At 65.2% G+C, this 18,821-nt stretch carries 14 protein-coding genes; 12 read left to right on the top strand and 2 right to left on the bottom strand.

The window, feature by feature from the left end; translation table 11 throughout:
* The 3 genes from BM279_RS19525 to BM279_RS19515 all read left to right on the top strand — a co-directional run.
* The coding region (locus BM279_RS19525) for a TRAP transporter small permease (RefSeq protein ID WP_143103626.1) at window positions 1–309 on the top strand (309 nt) is incomplete at its 5' end.
* Window positions 306–1,589, top strand: coding sequence for a C4-dicarboxylate TRAP transporter large permease protein DctM (gene dctM, locus BM279_RS19520; protein ID WP_093506497.1), 1,284 nt, complete (start codon window positions 306–308; stop codon window positions 1,587–1,589). The genes BM279_RS19525 and dctM, both read left to right, overlap by 4 nt.
* A gap of 323 nt (window positions 1,590–1,912) precedes the next feature.
* Entirely contained in the window at window positions 1,913–3,814 is a 1,902-nt protein-coding gene (locus BM279_RS19515; protein ID WP_093506495.1) for a beta-ketoacyl synthase, read from the top strand.
* Window positions 3,815–3,909: 95 nt separating this feature from the next.
* On the opposite strand, the gene cysQ is transcribed toward BM279_RS19515, so the two are convergent.
* The gene (gene cysQ / locus BM279_RS19510; protein WP_093506493.1) at window positions 3,910–4,731 is read right to left on the bottom strand and encodes a 3'(2'),5'-bisphosphate nucleotidase CysQ; all 822 of its coding nucleotides are present in this window, start codon (window positions 4,729–4,731) and stop codon (window positions 3,910–3,912) included.
* Entirely contained in the window at window positions 4,728–5,294 is a 567-nt protein-coding gene (nudE, locus tag BM279_RS19505) for an ADP compounds hydrolase NudE (protein WP_093506491.1), read from the bottom strand. Before nudE ends, cysQ begins: the two co-directional genes overlap by 4 nt.
* Window positions 5,295–5,428: 134 nt before the next feature.
* Here nudE and yrfG point away from each other — a divergent pair, with 134 nt between their 5' ends.
* From yrfG to urtE, 9 genes are all read left to right on the top strand, one after another.
* Complete coding sequence (yrfG, locus tag BM279_RS19500; protein ID WP_093506489.1) at window positions 5,429–6,088, top strand: GMP/IMP nucleotidase; 660 nt, start codon at window positions 5,429–5,431, stop codon at window positions 6,086–6,088.
* 340 nt (window positions 6,089–6,428) lie between these two features.
* Entirely contained in the window at window positions 6,429–8,234 is a 1,806-nt protein-coding gene (gene atzF, locus BM279_RS19495) for an allophanate hydrolase (RefSeq protein ID WP_244154192.1), read from the top strand.
* A 208-nt stretch (window positions 8,235–8,442) separates the two neighbouring features.
* Window positions 8,443–12,072 (top strand): urea carboxylase, encoded by a 3,630-nt coding sequence (gene uca, locus BM279_RS19490; RefSeq protein WP_093506485.1) that lies wholly within the window; start codon window positions 8,443–8,445, stop codon window positions 12,070–12,072.
* 1 nt (window position 12,073) lies between these two features.
* Complete coding sequence (locus BM279_RS19485) at window positions 12,074–12,796, top strand: GntR family transcriptional regulator (protein ID WP_075932414.1); 723 nt, start codon at window positions 12,074–12,076, stop codon at window positions 12,794–12,796.
* 61 nt (window positions 12,797–12,857) lie between these two features.
* The gene (urtA, locus tag BM279_RS19480) at window positions 12,858–14,123 is read left to right on the top strand and encodes an urea ABC transporter substrate-binding protein (protein WP_093506483.1); all 1,266 of its coding nucleotides are present in this window, start codon (window positions 12,858–12,860) and stop codon (window positions 14,121–14,123) included.
* 68 nt (window positions 14,124–14,191) lie between these two features.
* The gene (urtB, locus tag BM279_RS19475; RefSeq protein WP_093506482.1) at window positions 14,192–15,763 is read left to right on the top strand and encodes an urea ABC transporter permease subunit UrtB; all 1,572 of its coding nucleotides are present in this window, start codon (window positions 14,192–14,194) and stop codon (window positions 15,761–15,763) included.
* A 112-nt stretch (window positions 15,764–15,875) separates the two neighbouring features.
* Window positions 15,876–16,964, top strand: coding sequence for an urea ABC transporter permease subunit UrtC (urtC, locus tag BM279_RS19470; protein ID WP_093506480.1), 1,089 nt, complete (start codon window positions 15,876–15,878; stop codon window positions 16,962–16,964).
* Window positions 16,961–17,800: an urea ABC transporter ATP-binding protein UrtD gene (gene urtD / locus BM279_RS19465; RefSeq protein WP_093506478.1), complete on the top strand. Its 840-nt coding sequence runs from the start codon at window positions 16,961–16,963 to the stop codon at window positions 17,798–17,800. The genes urtC and urtD overlap by 4 nt, the downstream gene beginning before the upstream one ends.
* Before the next feature lie 106 nt (window positions 17,801–17,906).
* A complete protein-coding gene (gene urtE / locus BM279_RS19460) occupies window positions 17,907–18,605 on the top strand; it encodes an urea ABC transporter ATP-binding subunit UrtE (protein ID WP_093506476.1) in 699 nt (232 codons plus the stop codon).
* Window positions 18,606–18,821: the final 216 nt, after the last annotated feature.

The raw sequence follows: 18,821 nt of genomic DNA, 5'->3' as shown, positions 1-18,821 counted from the left end.
GCCCTGCAGAAGGCCGTGGCCATCGTCGCGCTGCTCATCTGCCTCGGTTACTGCGCGCTGATGGCCTACTCCAGCGAGCAGTGGGTCGCGCTGCTGTTCACGCTCGGCACCGGTGCCGAGGATCTGGATCGCTTTGGCGTGCAGCAGTGGCACATCGTGATGATCGTGCCCATCGGCTTCACCCTGATGTTCCTGCGTTTCGCCCAGGTGCTGGTCCGGGTGATCCAGGACAAGCAGATTGGTTTTGGTGGTCACGGCGAAGTGGAAGACGCCATCAAACTCGCCGAAGAAACGGAGGCTAAACGATGACCATCGCATTTCTGTTCATCGCCCTGTTCGCGCTGATGTTCATCGGCATTCCGGTGGCGATTTCCCTGGGCTTGTCCGGGGCCATGACCATCCTGTTCTTCAGCAACGACTCGGTGCGTTCGCTGGCGATCAAGCTGTTCGAGACCAGCGAGCACTACACGCTGCTGGCCATCCCGTTCTTCCTCTTGTCCGGCGCATTCATGACCAGCGGCGGCGTGGCCCGTCGGTTGATCGATTTCGCCAACGCCTGCGTCGGCCACATCAAGGGTGGCCTGGCCATCGCCGCGATCCTGGCGTGCATGCTGTTCGCCGCGCTGAGCGGCTCGTCGCCGGCCACCGTGGCAGCGGTCGGCTCCATCGTCATCGCCGGCATGGTGCGCTCGGGCTACAAGAAGGAGTTCGCCGCCGGCATCGTCTGTAACGCCGGTACCCTGGGCATCCTGATTCCGCCGTCGATCGTCATGGTGGTCTACGCCACTGCGACCGAAACCTCGGTGGGCAAGCTGTTCATGGCCGGTGTGGTGCCGGGGCTGCTCTTGGGCGTGTTCCTGATGGTCACCATCTACATCATCGCCCGGGTCAAGAACATGCCGTCGCTGCCACGCGCCTCGATGGCCGAGATCCTCACGGCTGGGCGCAAGGCCGGCTGGGGCCTGGCGCTGATCGTGATCATCCTCGGCGGCATCTACTCGGGCATGTTCACGCCGACCGAAGCCGCCGCGGTGGCCGCGGTGTACGCTGCTTTCGTGGCGATCTTCATCTACAAGGACATGACCGTTCGCGAATGCCCGAAGGTGTTCATCGAGGCCGGCAAGCTCAGCGTGGTGCTGATGTTCATCATCGCCAACGCCATGCTGTTCGCCCATGTGCTGACCACCGAGCAGATCCCGCAGTCGATCACCGCCTGGGTAGTGGATCAGGGCTTCAGCCCGATCGAGTTCCTGATCGTGGTGAACATCGTGCTGCTGATCGCCGGCACCTTCATGGAGCCGTCGGCGATCATCCTGATCCTGGCGCCGATCCTGTTCCCGATCGCCATGCAGCTGGGTATCGACCCGATCCACCTGGGCATCATCATGGTGGTGAACATGGAAATCGGTCTGATCACGCCGCCGACCGGGCTCAACCTGTTCGTCACCTCGGCGGTCACCGGCATGCCGCTGACCCGCACGGTGCGCGCCGTATCGCCGTGGCTGCTGGTGATGCTGGCATTCCTGATCCTGGTGACGTACGTGCCGTTCATTTCCCTGGCGCTGCCGAACTGGCTGGGTATGAACTGATGGTTGCTGCGCCCTGCGGCATTGAAGCAGGGCTCTAGCTCGTAAGCCGTTGTACAGGCTGTTCCACGCGATAGAAAAGGAAGCCCGGCCTAGCGTCGGGCTTCTTCGTTGAGGACCGCGTACATGTGGGTCGTGCCGCCGCCCGCGATAACGGGTAACCTTGTATCCAGTCGTGACTTGCGGGTCATGAATCGCGTCAGCATAGGCACCTGAAAAGTCATCATGGCGCCTTCTTCTTGATAAGAAAGCGCGCCGCGCTCGACCCGCTGACCCGGTACGCGCCTGTCTTGCGTGCCGATCTGAATAGTTTAAGGAGTGTCCGCGTGAAGTCTCGTTTGCCTGTGATCGTCGGTTTCGGTGGCTATAACGCCGCTGGCCGCAGCTCCTTCCACCACGGTTTCCGCCGTACGGTGATCGAATCGCTGGACGAACAGGCACGTCAGGAAACCCTTACTGGCCTCGCGGTAATGACCAAGCTGGTGCGCGTGGTGGATGGCCGTTACCAGAGCCAGGACGGCGAAGCCCTGTCGCCCGCCGACATCGAGCGCCGCTACGGCACGCAGATTCTTGCCTCGACCCTGGTGCGCCGCATCGAAAAGCAGCACCTGGATCCCGATGCCGCCCACTGGCACAAGAGCATCGCGGTGGGTGGCGAAGCCGGCAGCCTGACCTTCGTCAGCAGCCGCAAGCAGCTGCCCGAGCCGCTGCCGGCCAATTGGTCGGTCGAAGAACTGGGCGGCAATGACGTGCGCGTCACTCTGCATGACAGCTGCGAATTCAAGGTCGACAGCTACCGCGCCCTGCCGGTGAAATCCGCCGGCCAGTTGCCCACCGGCTTCGAGCCTGGCGAGCTGTACAACTCGCGCTTCCACCCCCGTGGCCTGCAGATGGCCGTGGTCGGCGTGACCGACGCCCTGCGTGCCACCGGCGTGCCATGGCAGACCATCGTCGACCACGTGGCGCCTGACGAGATCGCCGTGTTCGCCGGCAGTATCATGAGCCAGCTCGACGAGAACGGTTTCGGCGGCCTCATGCAGTCGCGCCTCAAGGGCCACCGCGTCAGCTCCAAGCAGCTGGCCCTGGGCCTGAACACCATGCCGGCCGACTTCATCAACGCCTACGTGCTGGGCAGCGTCGGCACCACCGGCAGCGTAACCGGTGCTTGCGCGACCTTCCTGTACAACCTGCAGAAGGGCATCGAGCAGATCAACGCCGGCAAAGCCCGCGTGGTGATCGTCGGCAACAGTGAAGCACCGATCAACGCCGAGTGTATCGAGGGCTACGGCGCCATGGGCGCCCTGGCCACCGAAGATGGCCTGCGCCTTATCGAAGGCAAGGACGACGTCGACTTCCGCCGCGCCAGCCGGCCGTTCGGCGAGAACTGTGGCTTCACCCTGTCCGAGGCCTGTCAGTTCGTGGTGCTGATGGACGATGAGTTGGCCCTGCAGCTGGGCGCCGATATCCATGGCGCCGCCACCGACGTGTTCATCAACGCCGACGGCTTCAAGAAATCCATTTCCGCGCCAGGCCCGGGCAATTACCTGACCGTCGCCAAGGCAGTCGCCGCTGCCACTCAGCTGGTCGGTATCGACGCCGTGCGCCAGCGCAGCTTCGTGCATGCCCACGGCTCCAGCACCCCGGCCAACCGGGTCACCGAATCCGAACTGCTGGACCGCGTTGCCGCCGCCTTCGCCATCGACAGCTGGCCGGTCGCGGCGGTAAAAGCCTTCGTCGGCCACTCCCTGGCCACCGCCAGTGGCGACCAGGTGATCTCCGCCCTGGGCACCTTCAAGTACGGCATCATCCCCGGCATCAAGACCATAGATGAAGTGGCCAGCGACGTACACCAGCAGCATCTGAGCATCAGCAACGTCGACCGCCATGACCAGCGCATGGACGTGTGCTTCATCAACTCCAAGGGCTTTGGCGGCAACAATGCCAGCGCCGTGGTGCTGGCCCCCCATGTGGTCGAGCGCATGCTGCGCAAGCGCCACGGCGAGTCGGCGTTCAGCGCCTACCAGCAGCGCCGCGAGCAGACCCGCGCCAACGCCCAGGCCTACGACGAGCAGGCGACCAAGGGCCAGCTGGAGGTCATCTACAACTTCGGCAACGACCTGATCGACGACACCGAAATCGCCATCGATGACGCGCAGATCAAGGTGCCGGGCTTCGCCCAGCCGCTGGTGTATAAAAAGGATGATCGCTACAGCGACATGCTGGACTGACAGTCGAAGCCAAACTTGTGGGAGCGGGCCATGCCCGCGAACGCTCGCAAAGGCGAGCCCAGCAAAAGCCGGATCATCTGGTTAACGATCTGTCGCTAACCCAGCGCCTTTGCCTCTTCCACGATCAGCCCACGCCACTCGGCATCCGCCGGCAACGCCAGGAAGAACGGGTTGAGCAACGACTCGCGGGCTTCGTAGCGCAGCGGCCCGCCCTGCAGCGTCAGCACCACGCCGCCTGCGCCTTCCAGCACGCCCTGCGCCGCAGCGGTGTCCCACTGCGAGGTGGGTGCCAGGCGTGGGTAGAAGTCGGCGCTGCCCTCGGCCAGTTGGCAGAACTTCAGTGAACTGCCGACGCTGACCCGCTCGATCTCGCCGAAACGAGCCAACAGCGCGGCCAGCAGCTGTTCCTGGAGGGCGCTGCCATGGCGGCGGCTGGCGACCACGGTCAGGCCAGTGACTGGCGCCTCACGCATGGTGATCGCCTGGGGCTGCTTGCCCGGCTCGATCCGCCAGGCGCCGAACGCGCGGCCGCCGTGATAGATCACGCCCGTGGCGGGAATGCCGACCACGCCGAAGACCACTTCACCTTGCTCGATCAACGCCACGTTGACGGTGAATTCCTCGCTGTCGGCGATAAATTCCTTGGTGCCGTCCAGCGGGTCGACCAACCACCAACGCGACCAGCCGGCCCGCTCGCCCAGGGCGATATCGGCATCTTCCTCGGACAACACGGGAATGCTCGGTTCCAGCGCCAGCAGGCCCTCGGCCAGGATGCCGTGGGCGGCCAGGTCGGCGGCGGTGACCGGCGAGGCATCGGCTTTCTCGATCACATCCACGCCCTGACGCCAGAACGGCAGGATGGCCTCACCGGCGCGCTGCACCAGATCCAGCACACCGGGCAATAACGGATGATTCATCGGCTCAGTTCCCCACGTTGCTCCAGGAGGTCGCGCACCAGGTACAGGGCCGCCAGGGCGCGACCCTCGCTGAACTGTGGATGCTGAATCAGCGCGGACAGTTCGCGCAGGCTGACCTTGTCGACCCGCAGCGGCTCGGGCTCGTCGCCGGGCAGGCTCTGTGGATAAAGATCACGGGCCAGCACCACCTGGATCTTCTGGCTCATGTAGCCCGGCGACAGACTCAGCTCGGTCAGGTGCTCGAGGCGGCGGGCGCCGAAGCCGGCCTCTTCCTGCAATTCGCGATTGGCGGCATCGAGCACGTCTTCGTCCGGTTCGATCAGGCCCTTGGGCAGCGACAGCTCGTACTCGCCGGTGCCGCCGCAGTATTCCTCGACCAACAGCACGTGCTCGTCATCGGCCATCGCCACGATCATCACCGCGCCATGGCCGGTGCCGCGCCCGACCAGCCGCTCATAGGTGCGCTCGGCGCCGTTGCTGAAGCGCAACTGGATCTCCTCGACACGGAACAGGCGGCTGCTGGCGACGATCTCGCGGGCGATGACGGTGGGCTTCTGACGCATGGGTGAGTCCTGCTGTTGGGCTGACCGGAACGGTTATCATACCGTGCCTGCCCTGATTGTCTGCGTCCTCGCCGTAGCATTTGACGACCTGCAGGCAGCGTACCGCCATTTACCACCTGGAGAGTTGCCTCGCCATGAACCTGCCCTGGTCCGACATCGACACCGTCCTGCTGGACATGGACGGCACCCTGCTGGACCTGCACTTCGACAACCACTTCTGGCTCGAGCACCTGCCGCAGCGCTACGCCGAGCACCACGGCATCAGCCGCGCCCTGGCCGATGCCGAATTGCAGCCGCTGTTCACCGAGCACGCCGGCCAGCTGAACTGGTACTGCACGGACTTCTGGAGCCGCGAGCTGAAGCTGTCGATCAAGGACCTCAAGCGCGAGGTCGCCGACCTGATCGCCCTGCGCCCGGACGCCGACACCTTTCTCGCCGCCATCCGCCAGGCCGGCAAACAGGTGGTGATGATCACCAACGCCCACCGCGACTCCCTGTCCCTGAAGATGGAACGCATCGAACTGGCGCCCTACTTCGACCGCATGATCAGCTCCCACGACTATGGCTTTCCCAAGGAAGACCAGCAGTTCTGGGCGGCCCTGCAGCAGGACCTGACGTTCGAGCCGGCGCGCAGCCTGTTTATCGACGACAACCTGCCGATCCTGCGCAGCGCCGGGCGCTTCGGCGTGAAACACCTGCTGGCAGTGTACGAACCCGATAGCCGCAAGGGCGTGAAGGACACCGAGGAGTTCGCCGCGGTGGGCGATTACCGGGAGTTGTTGCAGGGGTTATAAGTCAGCACTGAGGTTGGCTGGTACAAAAACATTGTGGGAGCGGGCGGGGACGCCTAGTCCATGCCCGCGAAGCGATCGCGGACATTCCATTGCTATCGCTGATCGCCTCTCGATTTTCGCGGGCATGGCCCGCTCCTACAGATTCTGGACTTTCTCAAAGCCTGCGTAGCTGCCTCCAACGAACGTCGCACCAAAAGGCTCCACCAAGCTCCGACAAGGTGCAGAAACAGCTTAAAAAACAGCCTGATAAAAATAAAATCCATATAAATCAGTTCGTTAAAAACTGGCACCGCTATTGCTCTAGAGATTTCAACTTGGATACAAGATGGAATCTCAGTGCATGTCCCACGCCTCTTTCGCCTTCACCCTTGCCGACTGGCAACAGGCTTACCGTGACGCCGCCCAACCCGCCGAGTTGCTGCACGGTCTGCTGGCGGCCCTCGATACGGCCGACAACGCCTGGATCAGCCTCGCCACCGTAGCGCAGCTCGATGCCCAGCTGAGCCAGCTGCAGGCGCTGCTCGACCAGGCCGAAGGCCAGCAGAGCAAGCTGCCACTGTACGGCGTGCCCTTCGCCATCAAGGACAACATCGACGCTGCAGGCTGGGCTACCACTGCCGCCTGCCCGGAGTTCGCCTACCAGGCTGAAGCCGACGCCACGGTGGTTGGCCGCCTGCGCGCTGCCGGCGCCATCCTGATCGGCAAGACCAACCTCGACCAGTTCGCCACCGGCCTGGTCGGCACCCGCTCGCCCCATGGCGCCGTGGTCAACAGCTTCAATGCCGATTACGTCAGCGGCGGCTCCAGTTCCGGTTCGGCCAGCGTGGTCGCACGCGGCCTGGTGCCGTTCTCTCTGGGCACCGATACCGCTGGCTCGGGCCGTGTGCCGGCGGGCTTCAACAATATCGTCGGGCTCAAGCCGACCAAGGGCTGGCTGCCCAACACCGGCCTGGTGCCGGCGTGCCGCACCGTCGACTGCATCTCGATCTTCGCCCTCACGGTGGGCGATGCCGAAACCGTGGCGGGCATCGCTGGTGGCTACGACAGTGCCGACGCCTACTCACGGCAAAACCCCAACAGCGCACCGGTCGGCATGCAGGCCGCACCGACCTTCGCCGTACCGGACAGCCTGGAATTCTTTGGCGATACCCAGACCCAGGCGGTTTTCGAGCAGGCGCTGGAGCAGCTGAAAAGCCTTGGCGTGACGCTCAAGACCATCGACTTCGGCCCGTTCCGCCAGTTGGCCGAGCAGCTCTATTACGGCCCCTGGGTCGCCGAGCGCACGGTTGCCGTGGAAGGCGTCGACCCGGCGCATATCGACCCGGTGGTGCGCGGCATCGTCGAAAACGGCCACCAGTACAGCGCCTGCGACGCCTACAAGGCCGAGTACCTGCGCGCCGAACTGAGCCGCGCCATCAACGACGCGCTGGCCGGCTTCGATGCCCTGGTGGTGCCGACCTCGCCGACCATTCGCAGCCTCGCCGAAATGCAGCAGGAGCCGGTGCTGTTCAACAGCCAGTTCGGCACCTACACCAACTTCACCAACCTCGCCGACCTGTCCGCTCTGGCGCTGCCGGCCGGCCTGCGCGACGACGGCCTGCCCGCCGGCATCACCCTGCTCGCCCCGGCCTGGCATGACCGCGCCCTGGCGGCCTTCGGCAAACGCTGGCAGGCCAGCCTGGAGCTGCCACTGGGCGCCACCGGCCGTGCCCTGCCGCCGCAAACCGCTGCCACGGCGATACCGGCTGGCAGCGTACGGGTCGCGGTGGTCGGTGCGCACCTGACCGGCATGCCGCTGAACTTCCAACTGGCCACCCGCGACGCGGTGCTGGTCGAGCAGACCCTTACCTCGCCCGACTACCGCCTCTACGCCCTGGCCGGCACCGTGCCGCCGAAGCCGGGCCTGGCGCGCAGCACCGATGGCAGCTCGATCATCGTCGAGCTGTGGGACATCCCCCTAGCGCGCTTTGGCGAGTTCGTCGCCGAGATTCCCGCGCCGCTGGGCATCGGCAACCTGACCCTGGCCGACGGGCGCAGCGTGAAGGGCTTCATCTGCGAGCCCTGGGCGCTCGGTGATGCCCGCGACATCACCAGCTTCGGCGGTTGGCGCGCCTTTATCGCCAGCCAGCAAGCCACCAAGAACTGAACCCGCAGAGTGGATGGCCGAAGCCATCCACCCACGAACAGCTGGTGGAAAACGCTTCGCGGTTTCCCACCCTACGTCGAGGACACGAACATGTTCCATACCGTACTGATCGCCCACCGCGGGGACCAGCTGCGCAGCAGCGCAGCGACGAAGTCAAAGTGCCGGGCGGGCATAGCCCGTCGCGGCGATCTCGCCACGGAGAACCACTATGTTTGAAACAGTTCTGATCGCCAACCGTGGCGAGATCGCCGTCCGCGCCATCCGCACCCTGAAGCGCCTGGGCGTGAAGAGCGTGGCGGTGTATTCCGATGCCGACCGCAATGCCCAGCACGTACGTGATGCCGACGTGGCCGTGGCCCTTGGCGGCGACAAGGCTGCCGACAGCTACCTGCGCATCGACAAGATCCTTGCCGCCGCCAGGGAAACCGGCGCCCAGGCGATCTATCCCGGTTACGGCTTCCTCTCCGAGAGCGCCGAGTTCGCCGAGGCCTGCGAGAACGCCGGCATCGCCTTCGTCGGCCCGACGCCCGCTCAGATTCGCGAGTTCGGCCTCAAGCACCGCGCCCGTGAACTGGCCGCCGACGCAAAGGTGCCGATGGCGCCCGGCACCGCGCTTTTGCAGAGCCTGGACGAAGCCCTGGGCGCGGCGGAAACCATCGGCTACCCGATCATGCTCAAGACCACCGCCGGCGGCGGCGGCATCGGCCTGACCCGCTGCGCCGATGCCGTGGCCCTGGCCAGTGCCTACGACAGCGTCAAGCGCATGGGCGAGCAGTTCTTCAGTGACGCCGGCGTTTTCATCGAGCGTTTCGTCGACCAGGCGCGACACGTCGAAGTGCAGATCTTCGGTGATGGCAAAGGCCGCGTGGCCGCCCTCGGCGAGCGCGACTGTTCGCTGCAGCGGCGCAACCAGAAGGTGGTCGAGGAAACCCCTGCGCCGAACCTGCCACAAGCGACCCGTGAGCGCCTGCACGCGGCGGCCATCCAGCTCGGCGAGTCGGTGAGCTACCGCAGCGCCGGCACAGTGGAGTTCATCTACGACGCCGCGCGCGACGATTTCTACTTTCTCGAAGTGAACACTCGCCTGCAGGTCGAGCACCCGGTCACCGAGATGGTCACCGGCCTCGATCTGATCGAATGCATGCTGCGCGTGGCCGCCGGCGCCGAGCTGGATTGGGCCGCCCTGAGCCGCGCCCCACAAGGCGCCGCAATCGAAGTGCGCATCTATGCCGAAGACCCGCTGAAGAACTTCCAACCCAGCCCGGGCGTGCTCACCGACGTGCATTTCCCGGACGACGTGCGCGTAGACGGCTGGGTCAGTACCGGCAGCGAGGTGTCGGCGTTCTATGACCCGATGATCGCCAAGCTGATCGTCCACGCGCCAAGCCGCGATGAGGCCATCGCCAAGTTGCGCAAAGCCCTGGGCGAAACCCGCCTGCACGGCATCGCCAGCAACCTCGACTACCTGCGCCAGGTGGTGGCCGAACCGCGCTTCCACAGTGCGCAGATCTGGACGCGTCTGCTCGACACCTTCAGCTACGCGGCCCAGGTGGTGGAAGTGCTGGAACCCGGCACCTACAGCAGCGTGCAGGATTTTCCGGGCCGCCTCGGCTACTGGGACATCGGCGTGCCGCCGTCCGGGCCGATGGACGATTACGCCTTCCGCCTGGCCAACCGCATCGTCGGCAATCACGAGAGTGCTGCCGGCCTGGAATTCACCCTGCAGGGCCCGAGCCTGCGCTTTCACAGCGACGCGCTGATCGCCCTCGCCGGTGCCGACTGCCCGGCCGAACTGGATGGTGAAGCCGTGCCCTACTGGGCGCCAATCGCCGTCAAAGCCGGCCAGGTGCTCAAGCTCGGCCGTGCACAGAGCGGCTGCCGCACCTACCTCGCGGTGCGCGGCGGCTTCGACGTGCCGCTGTACCTGGGCAGCCGCTCGACCTTCGCCCTCGGCCAGTTCGGCGGCCATGCAGGGCGCACGCTGCGCGCCGCCGACATGCTGGCCATCTCCCAACCGGGGTTGCCAGCCTGCACCACGCCGGCGCCGGTCAGCGAACCCCAGGCGCTGGCCGACAGCCTGATTCCCGCCTACGGCACCACTTGGAACATCGGCGTGCTCTACGGGCCCCATGGTGCCCCGGACTTCTTCACACCCGAGGCCATCGAACAGTTCTTCGCCGCCGACTGGCAGGTGCACTACAACTCCAATCGCCTGGGTGTGCGCCTGTCTGGGCCGAAGCCGAGCTGGACCCGCGCCGACGGCGGCGAGGCCGGCCTGCACCCGTCCAACGTGCATGATTGCGAGTACGCCATCGGCGCCATCAACTTCACTGGTGACTTCCCGGTGATCCTCACCAAGGACGGCCCCAGCCTCGGCGGTTTCGTCTGCCCGGTGACCATCGCCAAGGCCGAGCTGTGGAAGGTCGGCCAGGTCAAGCCGGGCGATACCCTGCGTTTTCACCCGATCAGCTTCGAGCAGGCCCAGGCGCTGGAGCAGGCGCAACTGGCCAGCCTGCAGAGCCTGAGCGCGGTCAGTGCCGCGCAACTGCCGGCGCCGAGCCTGCAACCGGGCGACACGGTTTCCGCAACCGTACTGGCCGAGCTGCCCGCCGATGGCAACCGCCCGCGCACGGTCTATCGGCAAGCGGGCGATGCCTACATCCTGCTCGAATACGGCGACAACGTGCTCGACCTGGCGCTGCGCCTGCGCGTGCATCTGTTGATGGAAGCGCTCAAGGCCCAGCCGCTCGCCGGCCTGGAAGAACTGGCGCCAGGCGTGCGCTCCCTGCAACTGCGCTATGACAGCCGCGTGCTGCACCAGCAGGCGCTGCTCGATCATCTGCTGCGCCTGGAAGCCAGCCTGGGCGATGTGGCAGGCCTCAAGGTGCCGACCCGTATCGTCCACCTGCCCATGGCCTTCGAGGACAGCGCCACCCTGGCTGCCGTTACCCGCTACAGCGAGACGGTGCGCAGCCAGGCGCCGTGGTTGCCGAACAACGTCGACTTCATCCAGCGCGCCAATGGCCTGGCCACCCGCGAGGACGTACGCGACATCCTGTTCGACGCCAGCTACCTGATTCTCGGCCTCGGCGACGTCTACCTCGACGCGCCCTGCGCCGTGCCGCTCGACCCGCGTCACCGGCTGCTCAGTTCCAAGTACAACCCGGCGCGTACCTACACCGCCGAAGGCACCGTGGGCATCGGCGGCATGTACATGTGCATCTACGGCATGGACTCGCCCGGCGGTTACCAACTGGTCGGCCGCACCCTGCCGATCTGGAACAAGTTCGTGAAGAACGCCCAGTTCGAGGGCGGCCAGCCTTGGCTGCTGCACTTCTTCGACCAGGTGCGTTTCTACCCGGTCAGCGAGGCCGAGCTGGACGACTTCCGCGAGGCCTTCCGTGAAGGCCGCGCGCAGATAAAGATCGAGCAGAGCACCTTCGACTTCGCCGAGTACCAGGCCTTCCTGGCCGACAACGCGCAGAGCATCAGCGACTTCCAGCACCGGCAAAAACAGGCCTTCGACGCCGAAGTGCTGCTGTGGCGTGACGACGATGCCGACAGCCATGCTGCGCCAGCTGCCAGCCTGGAGGAGGACGAAGCCGTCGACGGCCACCTGGTCAGCGCCGATATGTGCGGCAGCGTCTGGAAGGTGCTGGTCGAGCCCGGCCAGTACGTCGAGGCCGGCGCCACGCTGCTGGTGGTCGAGGCGATGAAGATGGAGTTGGCGGTCACCGCACCGCTGGCCGGGACGGTCAAGGCCGTGCGCTGCCAGCCAGGCAAGGCGGTCACCCCGGGTGACGCGCTGCTGGTGCTCGAACCGGGCGAGGCGGCCTGAGATGCAACTCGTCGACCCGATCAGGCGCGGCAAGGAGCGCCCGGAGAATCTCGCCGAGCGCATCTACGGACAGCTCAAGGACGACATCTTCGAGTTTCGCCTGCTGCCCGGCGACCGCTTCAGCGAAGGCGAAGTCGCCGAGCGTATGGCGGCCAGCCGTACACCGGTGCGCCAGGCCCTGTACCGGCTGGAGCGTGAGGGTTACTTGGAGGTGTATTTCCGCAGCGGCTGGCAGGTCAAGCCGTTCGACTTCGCCCACTTCGAGGAGCTTTACGACGTGCGTATCGTTCTCGAGCAGGCGGCGGTCAAGCGCCTGTGCGACCGCGAGGCGGAGCAAACCCCCGCCCTGCTGAGCGAACTGAAACGCATCTGGATGGTGGCGCCCGAGCAGCGTCTGGAAGACGGCCGCGAAGTGTCACGCCTCGACGAGCGCTTTCACTGCCAACTGGTGGAAGCCACCGGCAACCGCGAGATGGCCCGCCTGCACGGCGAGGTCAGCGAAAAGATCCGCATCATCCGCCGTCTGGATTTCACCCAGACGCCACGGGTAGAAGCCACCTACGACGAACATGCACGCATTCTCGGCGCGATCCTGTCGCGCCGCTGCGAAGAGGCACAGCTGTTGCTCAAGGCCCACATAGAGGTCAGCAAGGCGGAAGTGCGCAAGATCACCCTGCACATGCTGCACAGCGCTCGCGAGCGCGCCGTGCAGGCGCAGGGTTGACGTGATGTCCCTTGATCCACTGCCAACAACACATAACTCGTTTGTGAATGGAGATCGAACTATGCAACGTCGCAGCCTGATCAAGGCCTTCACCCTTTCCGCGTCCATCGCTGCCATGGGCCTGACCTGGACAGTGCAGGCCGCCGAGACCATCAAGGTCGGCATCCTGCACTCGCTGTCCGGCACCATGGCCATTTCGGAAACGTCACTGAAAGACATGGCGCTGATGACCATCGACGAGATCAACGCCAAGGGCGGCGTGCTCGGCAAGAAGCTCGAGCCGGTGGTGGTAGACCCGGCGTCCAACTGGCCGCTGTTCGCCGAACGTGGCCGCCAGCTGCTGACCCAGGACAAGGTCGCGGTGACCTTCGGCTGCTGGACCAGCGTGTCGCGTAAATCGGTACTGCCGGTCTACGAGGAACTCAACGGCCTACTGTTCTACCCCGTGCAGTACGAAGGCGAAGAGATGTCGCCGAACGTGTTCTACACCGGCGCCGCGCCGAACCAGCAGGCGATCCCGGCAGTGGAATACCTGCTCAGCGAAGACGGCGGCGGCGCCAAGCGTTTCTTCCTGCTCGGCACCGACTACGTCTACCCGCGCACCACCAACAAGATCCTGCGCGCCTTCCTGCACAGCAAGGGCATTGCCGACAAGGACATCGAAGAGGTCTACACGCCGTTCGGTCACAGCGACTATCAAACCATCGTCGCCAACATCAAGAAGTTCTCCGCCGGCGGCAAGACCGCGGTGGTGTCCACCGTAAACGGTGACTCCAACGTGCCGTTCTACAAGGAACTGGCCAACCAGGGCATCGAAGCCACCGACGTGCCGGTGGTGGCGTTCTCGGTCGGCGAGGAAGAACTGCGCGGCATCGACACCAAGCCGCTGGTCGGCCACCTGGCGGCCTGGAACTATTTCCAGTCCGTGGAGAACCCGGTCAACGAGAAATTCGTCGCCGACTGGAAGGCCTACGCCAAGGCCAAGAAGCTGCCGAACGCCGACACCGTGGTCACCAACGACCCGATGGAAGCCACCTACGTGGGCATCCACATGTGGGCCCAGGCCGTCGAGAAGGCTGGCACCACGGACGTCGACAAGGTGCGCGCAGCCATGGCCGGCCAGGAATTCGCCGCACCGAGCGGCTTCACCCTGAAGATGGACGAGAAGAACCATCACCTGCACAAGCCGGTGATGATCGGCGAGGTCCAGGAAGACGGCCAGTTCTCGGTGGTCTGGGAAACCGAAGGGCCGATCCGCGCCCAGCCGTGGAGCCCGTACATCGAGGGTAACGACAAGAAAGGCGACACCCCGGTGAAGTCGAACTGATCCGCACCGTGGCACAGGCGCCGAGTCGTTCTCCGGCGCCTGTGCCACGGGACACCAAGGACACGCCCATGCCTTATGCCTTTGCCCGAATTCTCTTCAGCCTGCTGCTCCTGCTGCCATTGGCCGCACAAGCCGGCGAAGCCGACGATTTCGTCGCCGCAAGCGCCACGCAGCAAGCCAGGCAGCTGGAAAGCTGGGCCGCCATGCCCGACCCGGCACGCCAGCCGCTACTCGATGCGCTGCAACAGGGCCGTGTGGCCGCTGACGGCGACAAACGCGCCTTCATCGAAACCGACGCTGGCTACCGCGCCGCCGAAGGCGATGCCGAGCCGCAAGGCACCCTGCGCAAACTACGCCTGAACAATCGCCTGCGCGGGCTGATCGCCAACGCCCAGGCCAGCCATCAGTTGCTCGCCAGTGAGGCAAGCGTGCGCCTGAGCGCCGCCCAGCAATTGCAGAAGAGCGCCCAGCCGGCGCAACTGCCGCTGCTCGCCCAGGCGCAAGCCGAGGAAGACGACGACGCCGTGCGCGATGCCCTCACCCTCGCCCTGGCCAACCTGCAACTGGTCGACGCCAACCCGGCGGTGCGCCTGGCTGCCGTGCGCCTGCTCGGCGAAACCGGCGAGCCGCTGGCCCGTACCCGCCTGGAAAACCTGCTGGAGCCCGGCGTGGAAAGCGACGCAGCCGTGCGCACCGCCGCAGAAACCAGTCTCGCCCAGGTCAAGCGCAAGCTGCTGATCGGCGAATTGCTCGGCCAGGCATTCAGCGGCATGAGCCTGGGCTCGATCCTGCTGCTCGCCGCCCTCGGCCTGGCCATCACCTTCGGCCTGCTCGGGGTGATCAACATGGCCCACGGCGAAATGCTGATGCTCGGCGCCTACTCCACCTACATGGTGCAGATTCTCTTCCAGCGCTTCGCCCCCGACGCCCTGGCGCTGTACCCGCTGGTCGCCCTGCCGGTGGCCTTCTGCGTGACCGCGGTGATCGGCATGGCCCTGGAGCGCACGGTGATCCGTCATCTCTACGGCCGCCCGCTGGAAACCCTGCTGGCCACCTGGGGCATCAGCCTGATCCTGATCCAGCTGGTGCGCGTGCTGTTCGGCGCGCAGAACGTCGAAGTGGCCAACCCCTACTGGCTGTCCGGCGGCATTCAGGTGCTGCCCAACCTGGTGCTGCCGTACAACCGCATCGTGATCATCGGCTTCGCCCTGGCGGTGGTGGTGCTGACCTGGCTGCTGCTCAACAAGACCCGCCTGGGGCTCAACGTGCGCGCCGTCACCCAAAACCGCAACATGGCCGCCTGCTGCGGCGTGCCCACCGGCCGCGTGGACATGCTGGCCTTCGGCCTCGGCTCAGGGATAGCTGGCCTCGGCGGCGTGGCGCTGAGCCAAATCGGCAACGTCGGCCCCGACCTCGGCCAGAGCTACATCATCGACTCGTTCCTGGTGGTGGTGCTCGGCGGCGTCGGCCAACTGGCCGGCAGCGTCATGGCGGCCTTCGGCTTAGGCATCGCCAACAAGATCCTGGAGCCGCAGATCGGCGCCGTACTCGGCAAGATCCTCATCCTCGCGCTGATCATTCTGTTCATCCAGAAGCGTCCGCAGGGCCTGTTCGCCTTGAAAGGGAGGGTGATCGATTGAACCGCACGCTTAATCTCGATGCTGTGGGAGCGGGCCATGCCCGCGATTGCATCACCGCCGTCGTTGGCGCGCATGGCGCACTCCCACAGATCGGCCTACAGGGGATTCACCAATGAACGCCGCCAACCAAACCCTATTGGCTCGCGCCAGCCACAGGCTCGGCCCACAGGTGTCACTGGCCATCGGCCTGCTGATGCTCGCCATGTTGGTCGCCATGCCCGTTCTGCACCTGCTGCCGGCCGAGCATGCGCTGCACGTTTCCGCCTACAGCCTGACCCTGGTCGGCAAGATCCTCTGCTACTGCATCGTCGCCCTGGCGCTGGATCTGGTCTGGGGCTACGCCGGCCTGCTATCCCTCGGCCATGGGCTGTTCTTCGCCCTCGGCGGCTACGCCATGGGCATGTACCTGATGCGCGAAGCCGCCGGCGACGGCCTGCCGGCGTTCATGGGCTTTCTCGCCTGGACGGAGCTGCCTTGGTACTGGTACGGCACCGACAACTTCCTATGGGCCCTGTGCCTGGTGGTGCTGGCGCCCGGCTTGCTGGCGCTGGTGTTCGGTTTCTTCGCCTTCCGCTCGCGGATCAAGGGCGTGTACTTCTCGATCATGACCCAGGCGCTGACCTTCGCCGGCATGCTGCTGTTCTTTCGCAACGAGACCGGTTTCGGCGGCAACAACGGCTTCACCAACTTTCGCAGCATCCTCGGCTTCGAGATCACCGCCGCCGGCACCCGCGCCACGCTGTTCGCGCTCACCGTGCTGCTGTTGGTCGGCAGCCTGTACCTGGGCTGGCGCCTGGCGCGCAGCAAGTTCGGCCGGGTGCTAACCGCCCTGCGCGACGCCGAGAACCGCCTGATGTTCTGCGGCTACGACCCACGCGGCTACAAGCTGTTCATCTGGGTGCTGTCCGCCGTGCTGTGCGGCCTGGCCGGAGCGCTGTACGTGCCCCAGGTGGGCATCATCAACCCCAGCGAAATGGCCCCGACGCAATCCATCGAAGCCGCCGTGTGGGTGGCCCTCGGCGGGCGCGGCACGCTGATCGGCCCGCTGCTCGGCGCCGGCCTGGTCAATGGCATGAAGAGCTGGTTCACCGTGGCCTTTCCCGAGTACTGGCTGTTCGCCCTCGGCGCGCTGTTCATCGTGGTCACCCTGTTCCTGCCCAAGGGCGTCATCGGCCTGCTCAAACGAGGGGACAAGTCATGAGAAGCGCACCGATTCCGGAAATGCTGATCGACCCGGCTGGCAGCAGCCGCGATGCCATCGGCCTGGGCCAAAGTGCAGGCAGTGGTCTGAACGTACGCCACGGCACCATCCTGACACTGGAAGACATCAACGTCGCCTTCGACGGCTTCAAGGCGCTGACCGACCTGACGCTCTACATCGGCGTCGGCGAGCTGCGCTGCATCATCGGCCCCAATGGCGCCGGCAAGACCACCCTGATGGACGTAATCACCGGCAAGACCCGGCCCAATAGCGGCACCGCGTTCTTCGGTGAAACCTTCGACCTGACGCAGATGAGCGAGGTCGAGATCGCCCAGGCCGGCATTGGCCGCAAGTTCCAGAAACCGACGGTGTTCGAGGCGCTGAGCGTGTTCGAGAACCTCGAACTGGCGCAGAAGACCGACAAGTCGGTATGGGCCAGCCTGCGCGCCAGGCTCAGCGGTGAGCAGCGCGACCGCATCGACGAGGTGCTGGCCACCATTCGCCTGGACGGCTCGCGCCAGCGCCCGGCCGGCCTGCTGTCCCACGGCCAGAAGCAGTTCCTGGAAATCGGCATGCTGCTGGTGCAGGACCCGCAACTGTTGTTGCTCGACGAGCCGGTGGCGGGCATGACCGACGCGGAAACCGAATTCACCGCCGAGCTGTTCAAGTCCCTGGCGCGCAAACACTCGCTGATGGTGGTCGAGCACGACATGGGCTTCGTCGGCACCATCGCCGACCATGTCACCGTGCTGCACCAGGGCCGCGTGCTGGCCGAAGGCTCGCTCGACGCCGTGCAGGCCAACGAGAAGGTGATCGAGGTTTATCTCGGCCGGTAAAGGATTCGTAGGGTGGATGACGCTTTTTTCATCCACCAAGGCATCACACGGTGGATCGATAGAGCGTGAGCTACGCACCCCGACCACCTACGCAAAGGACATCGACATGCTGCAAGTCCAACAGCTTCACCAGTACTACGGCGGCAGCCACATCCTGCGCGGCCTGTCGTTCGACGTGAAGGTCGGCGAAGTCACCTGCCTGCTCGGCCGCAACGGCGTCGGCAAGACCACCCTGCTCAAATGCCTGATGGGCCTGCTGCCCGCCAAGGAAGGCAGCGTTCAGTGGGAAGGCAAGGCCATCACCGGCTACAAACCGCACCATCGGGTGCACGCCGGCATCGCCTACGTGCCCCAGGGCCGCGAGATATTCGGACGCCTGACGGTGGAGGAAAACCTGCTGATGGGGCTCTCTCGTTTCAGCGCGAAGCAAGCCAAGGAGGTGCCGGCGTTCATCTACGAGCTGTTCCCGGTGCTGCTGGAAATGAAGCACCGCCGCGGCGGCGACCTGTCCGGCGGCCAGCAGCAACAGCTGGCCATCGGCCGCGCGCTGGCCAGCCAGCCACGCCTGCTGATCCTCGACGAACCCACCGAAGGCATCCAGCCCTCGGTGATCAAGGAAATCGGCGCAGTGATCAAAAAACTCGCCGCCCGCGGCGACATGGCCATCCTGCTGGTCGAGCAGTTCTACGACTTCGCCGCCGAACTGGCCGACCAGTACCTGGTGATGAGCCGCGGCGAGATCGTCCAGCAGGGCCGCGGCGAAACCATGGAAGCGGACGGCGTGCGCGGGTTGGTGGCGATCTGATCACCTGTTCATAATCTCTCAGCCCAGGTTCGCCGATTTTGGCAGCTAATTAGCGAGAACGGCCGACCGCGAACTCGTGGGAGGGGCTTTAGCCCCGAGCTCTTAGCCCCCTAAAAGCTCGAGGCTAAAGCTCCTCCTACAAAAGCGGCGCCGCCCGATGTCCGCTTCTACCTTGTAGGCTCCGCTTCAGACGCATAAAAATCGTGAACAGGCTCT

The sequence above is a fragment of the Phytopseudomonas straminea genome, assembly GCF_900112645.1.
Taxonomy (GTDB): Bacteria; Pseudomonadota; Gammaproteobacteria; order Pseudomonadales; family Pseudomonadaceae; genus Aquipseudomonas; species Aquipseudomonas straminea.
The sequence above is the reverse complement of the archived record's forward strand: the minus strand, read 5'-3'. Positions and strand labels throughout refer to the sequence as shown.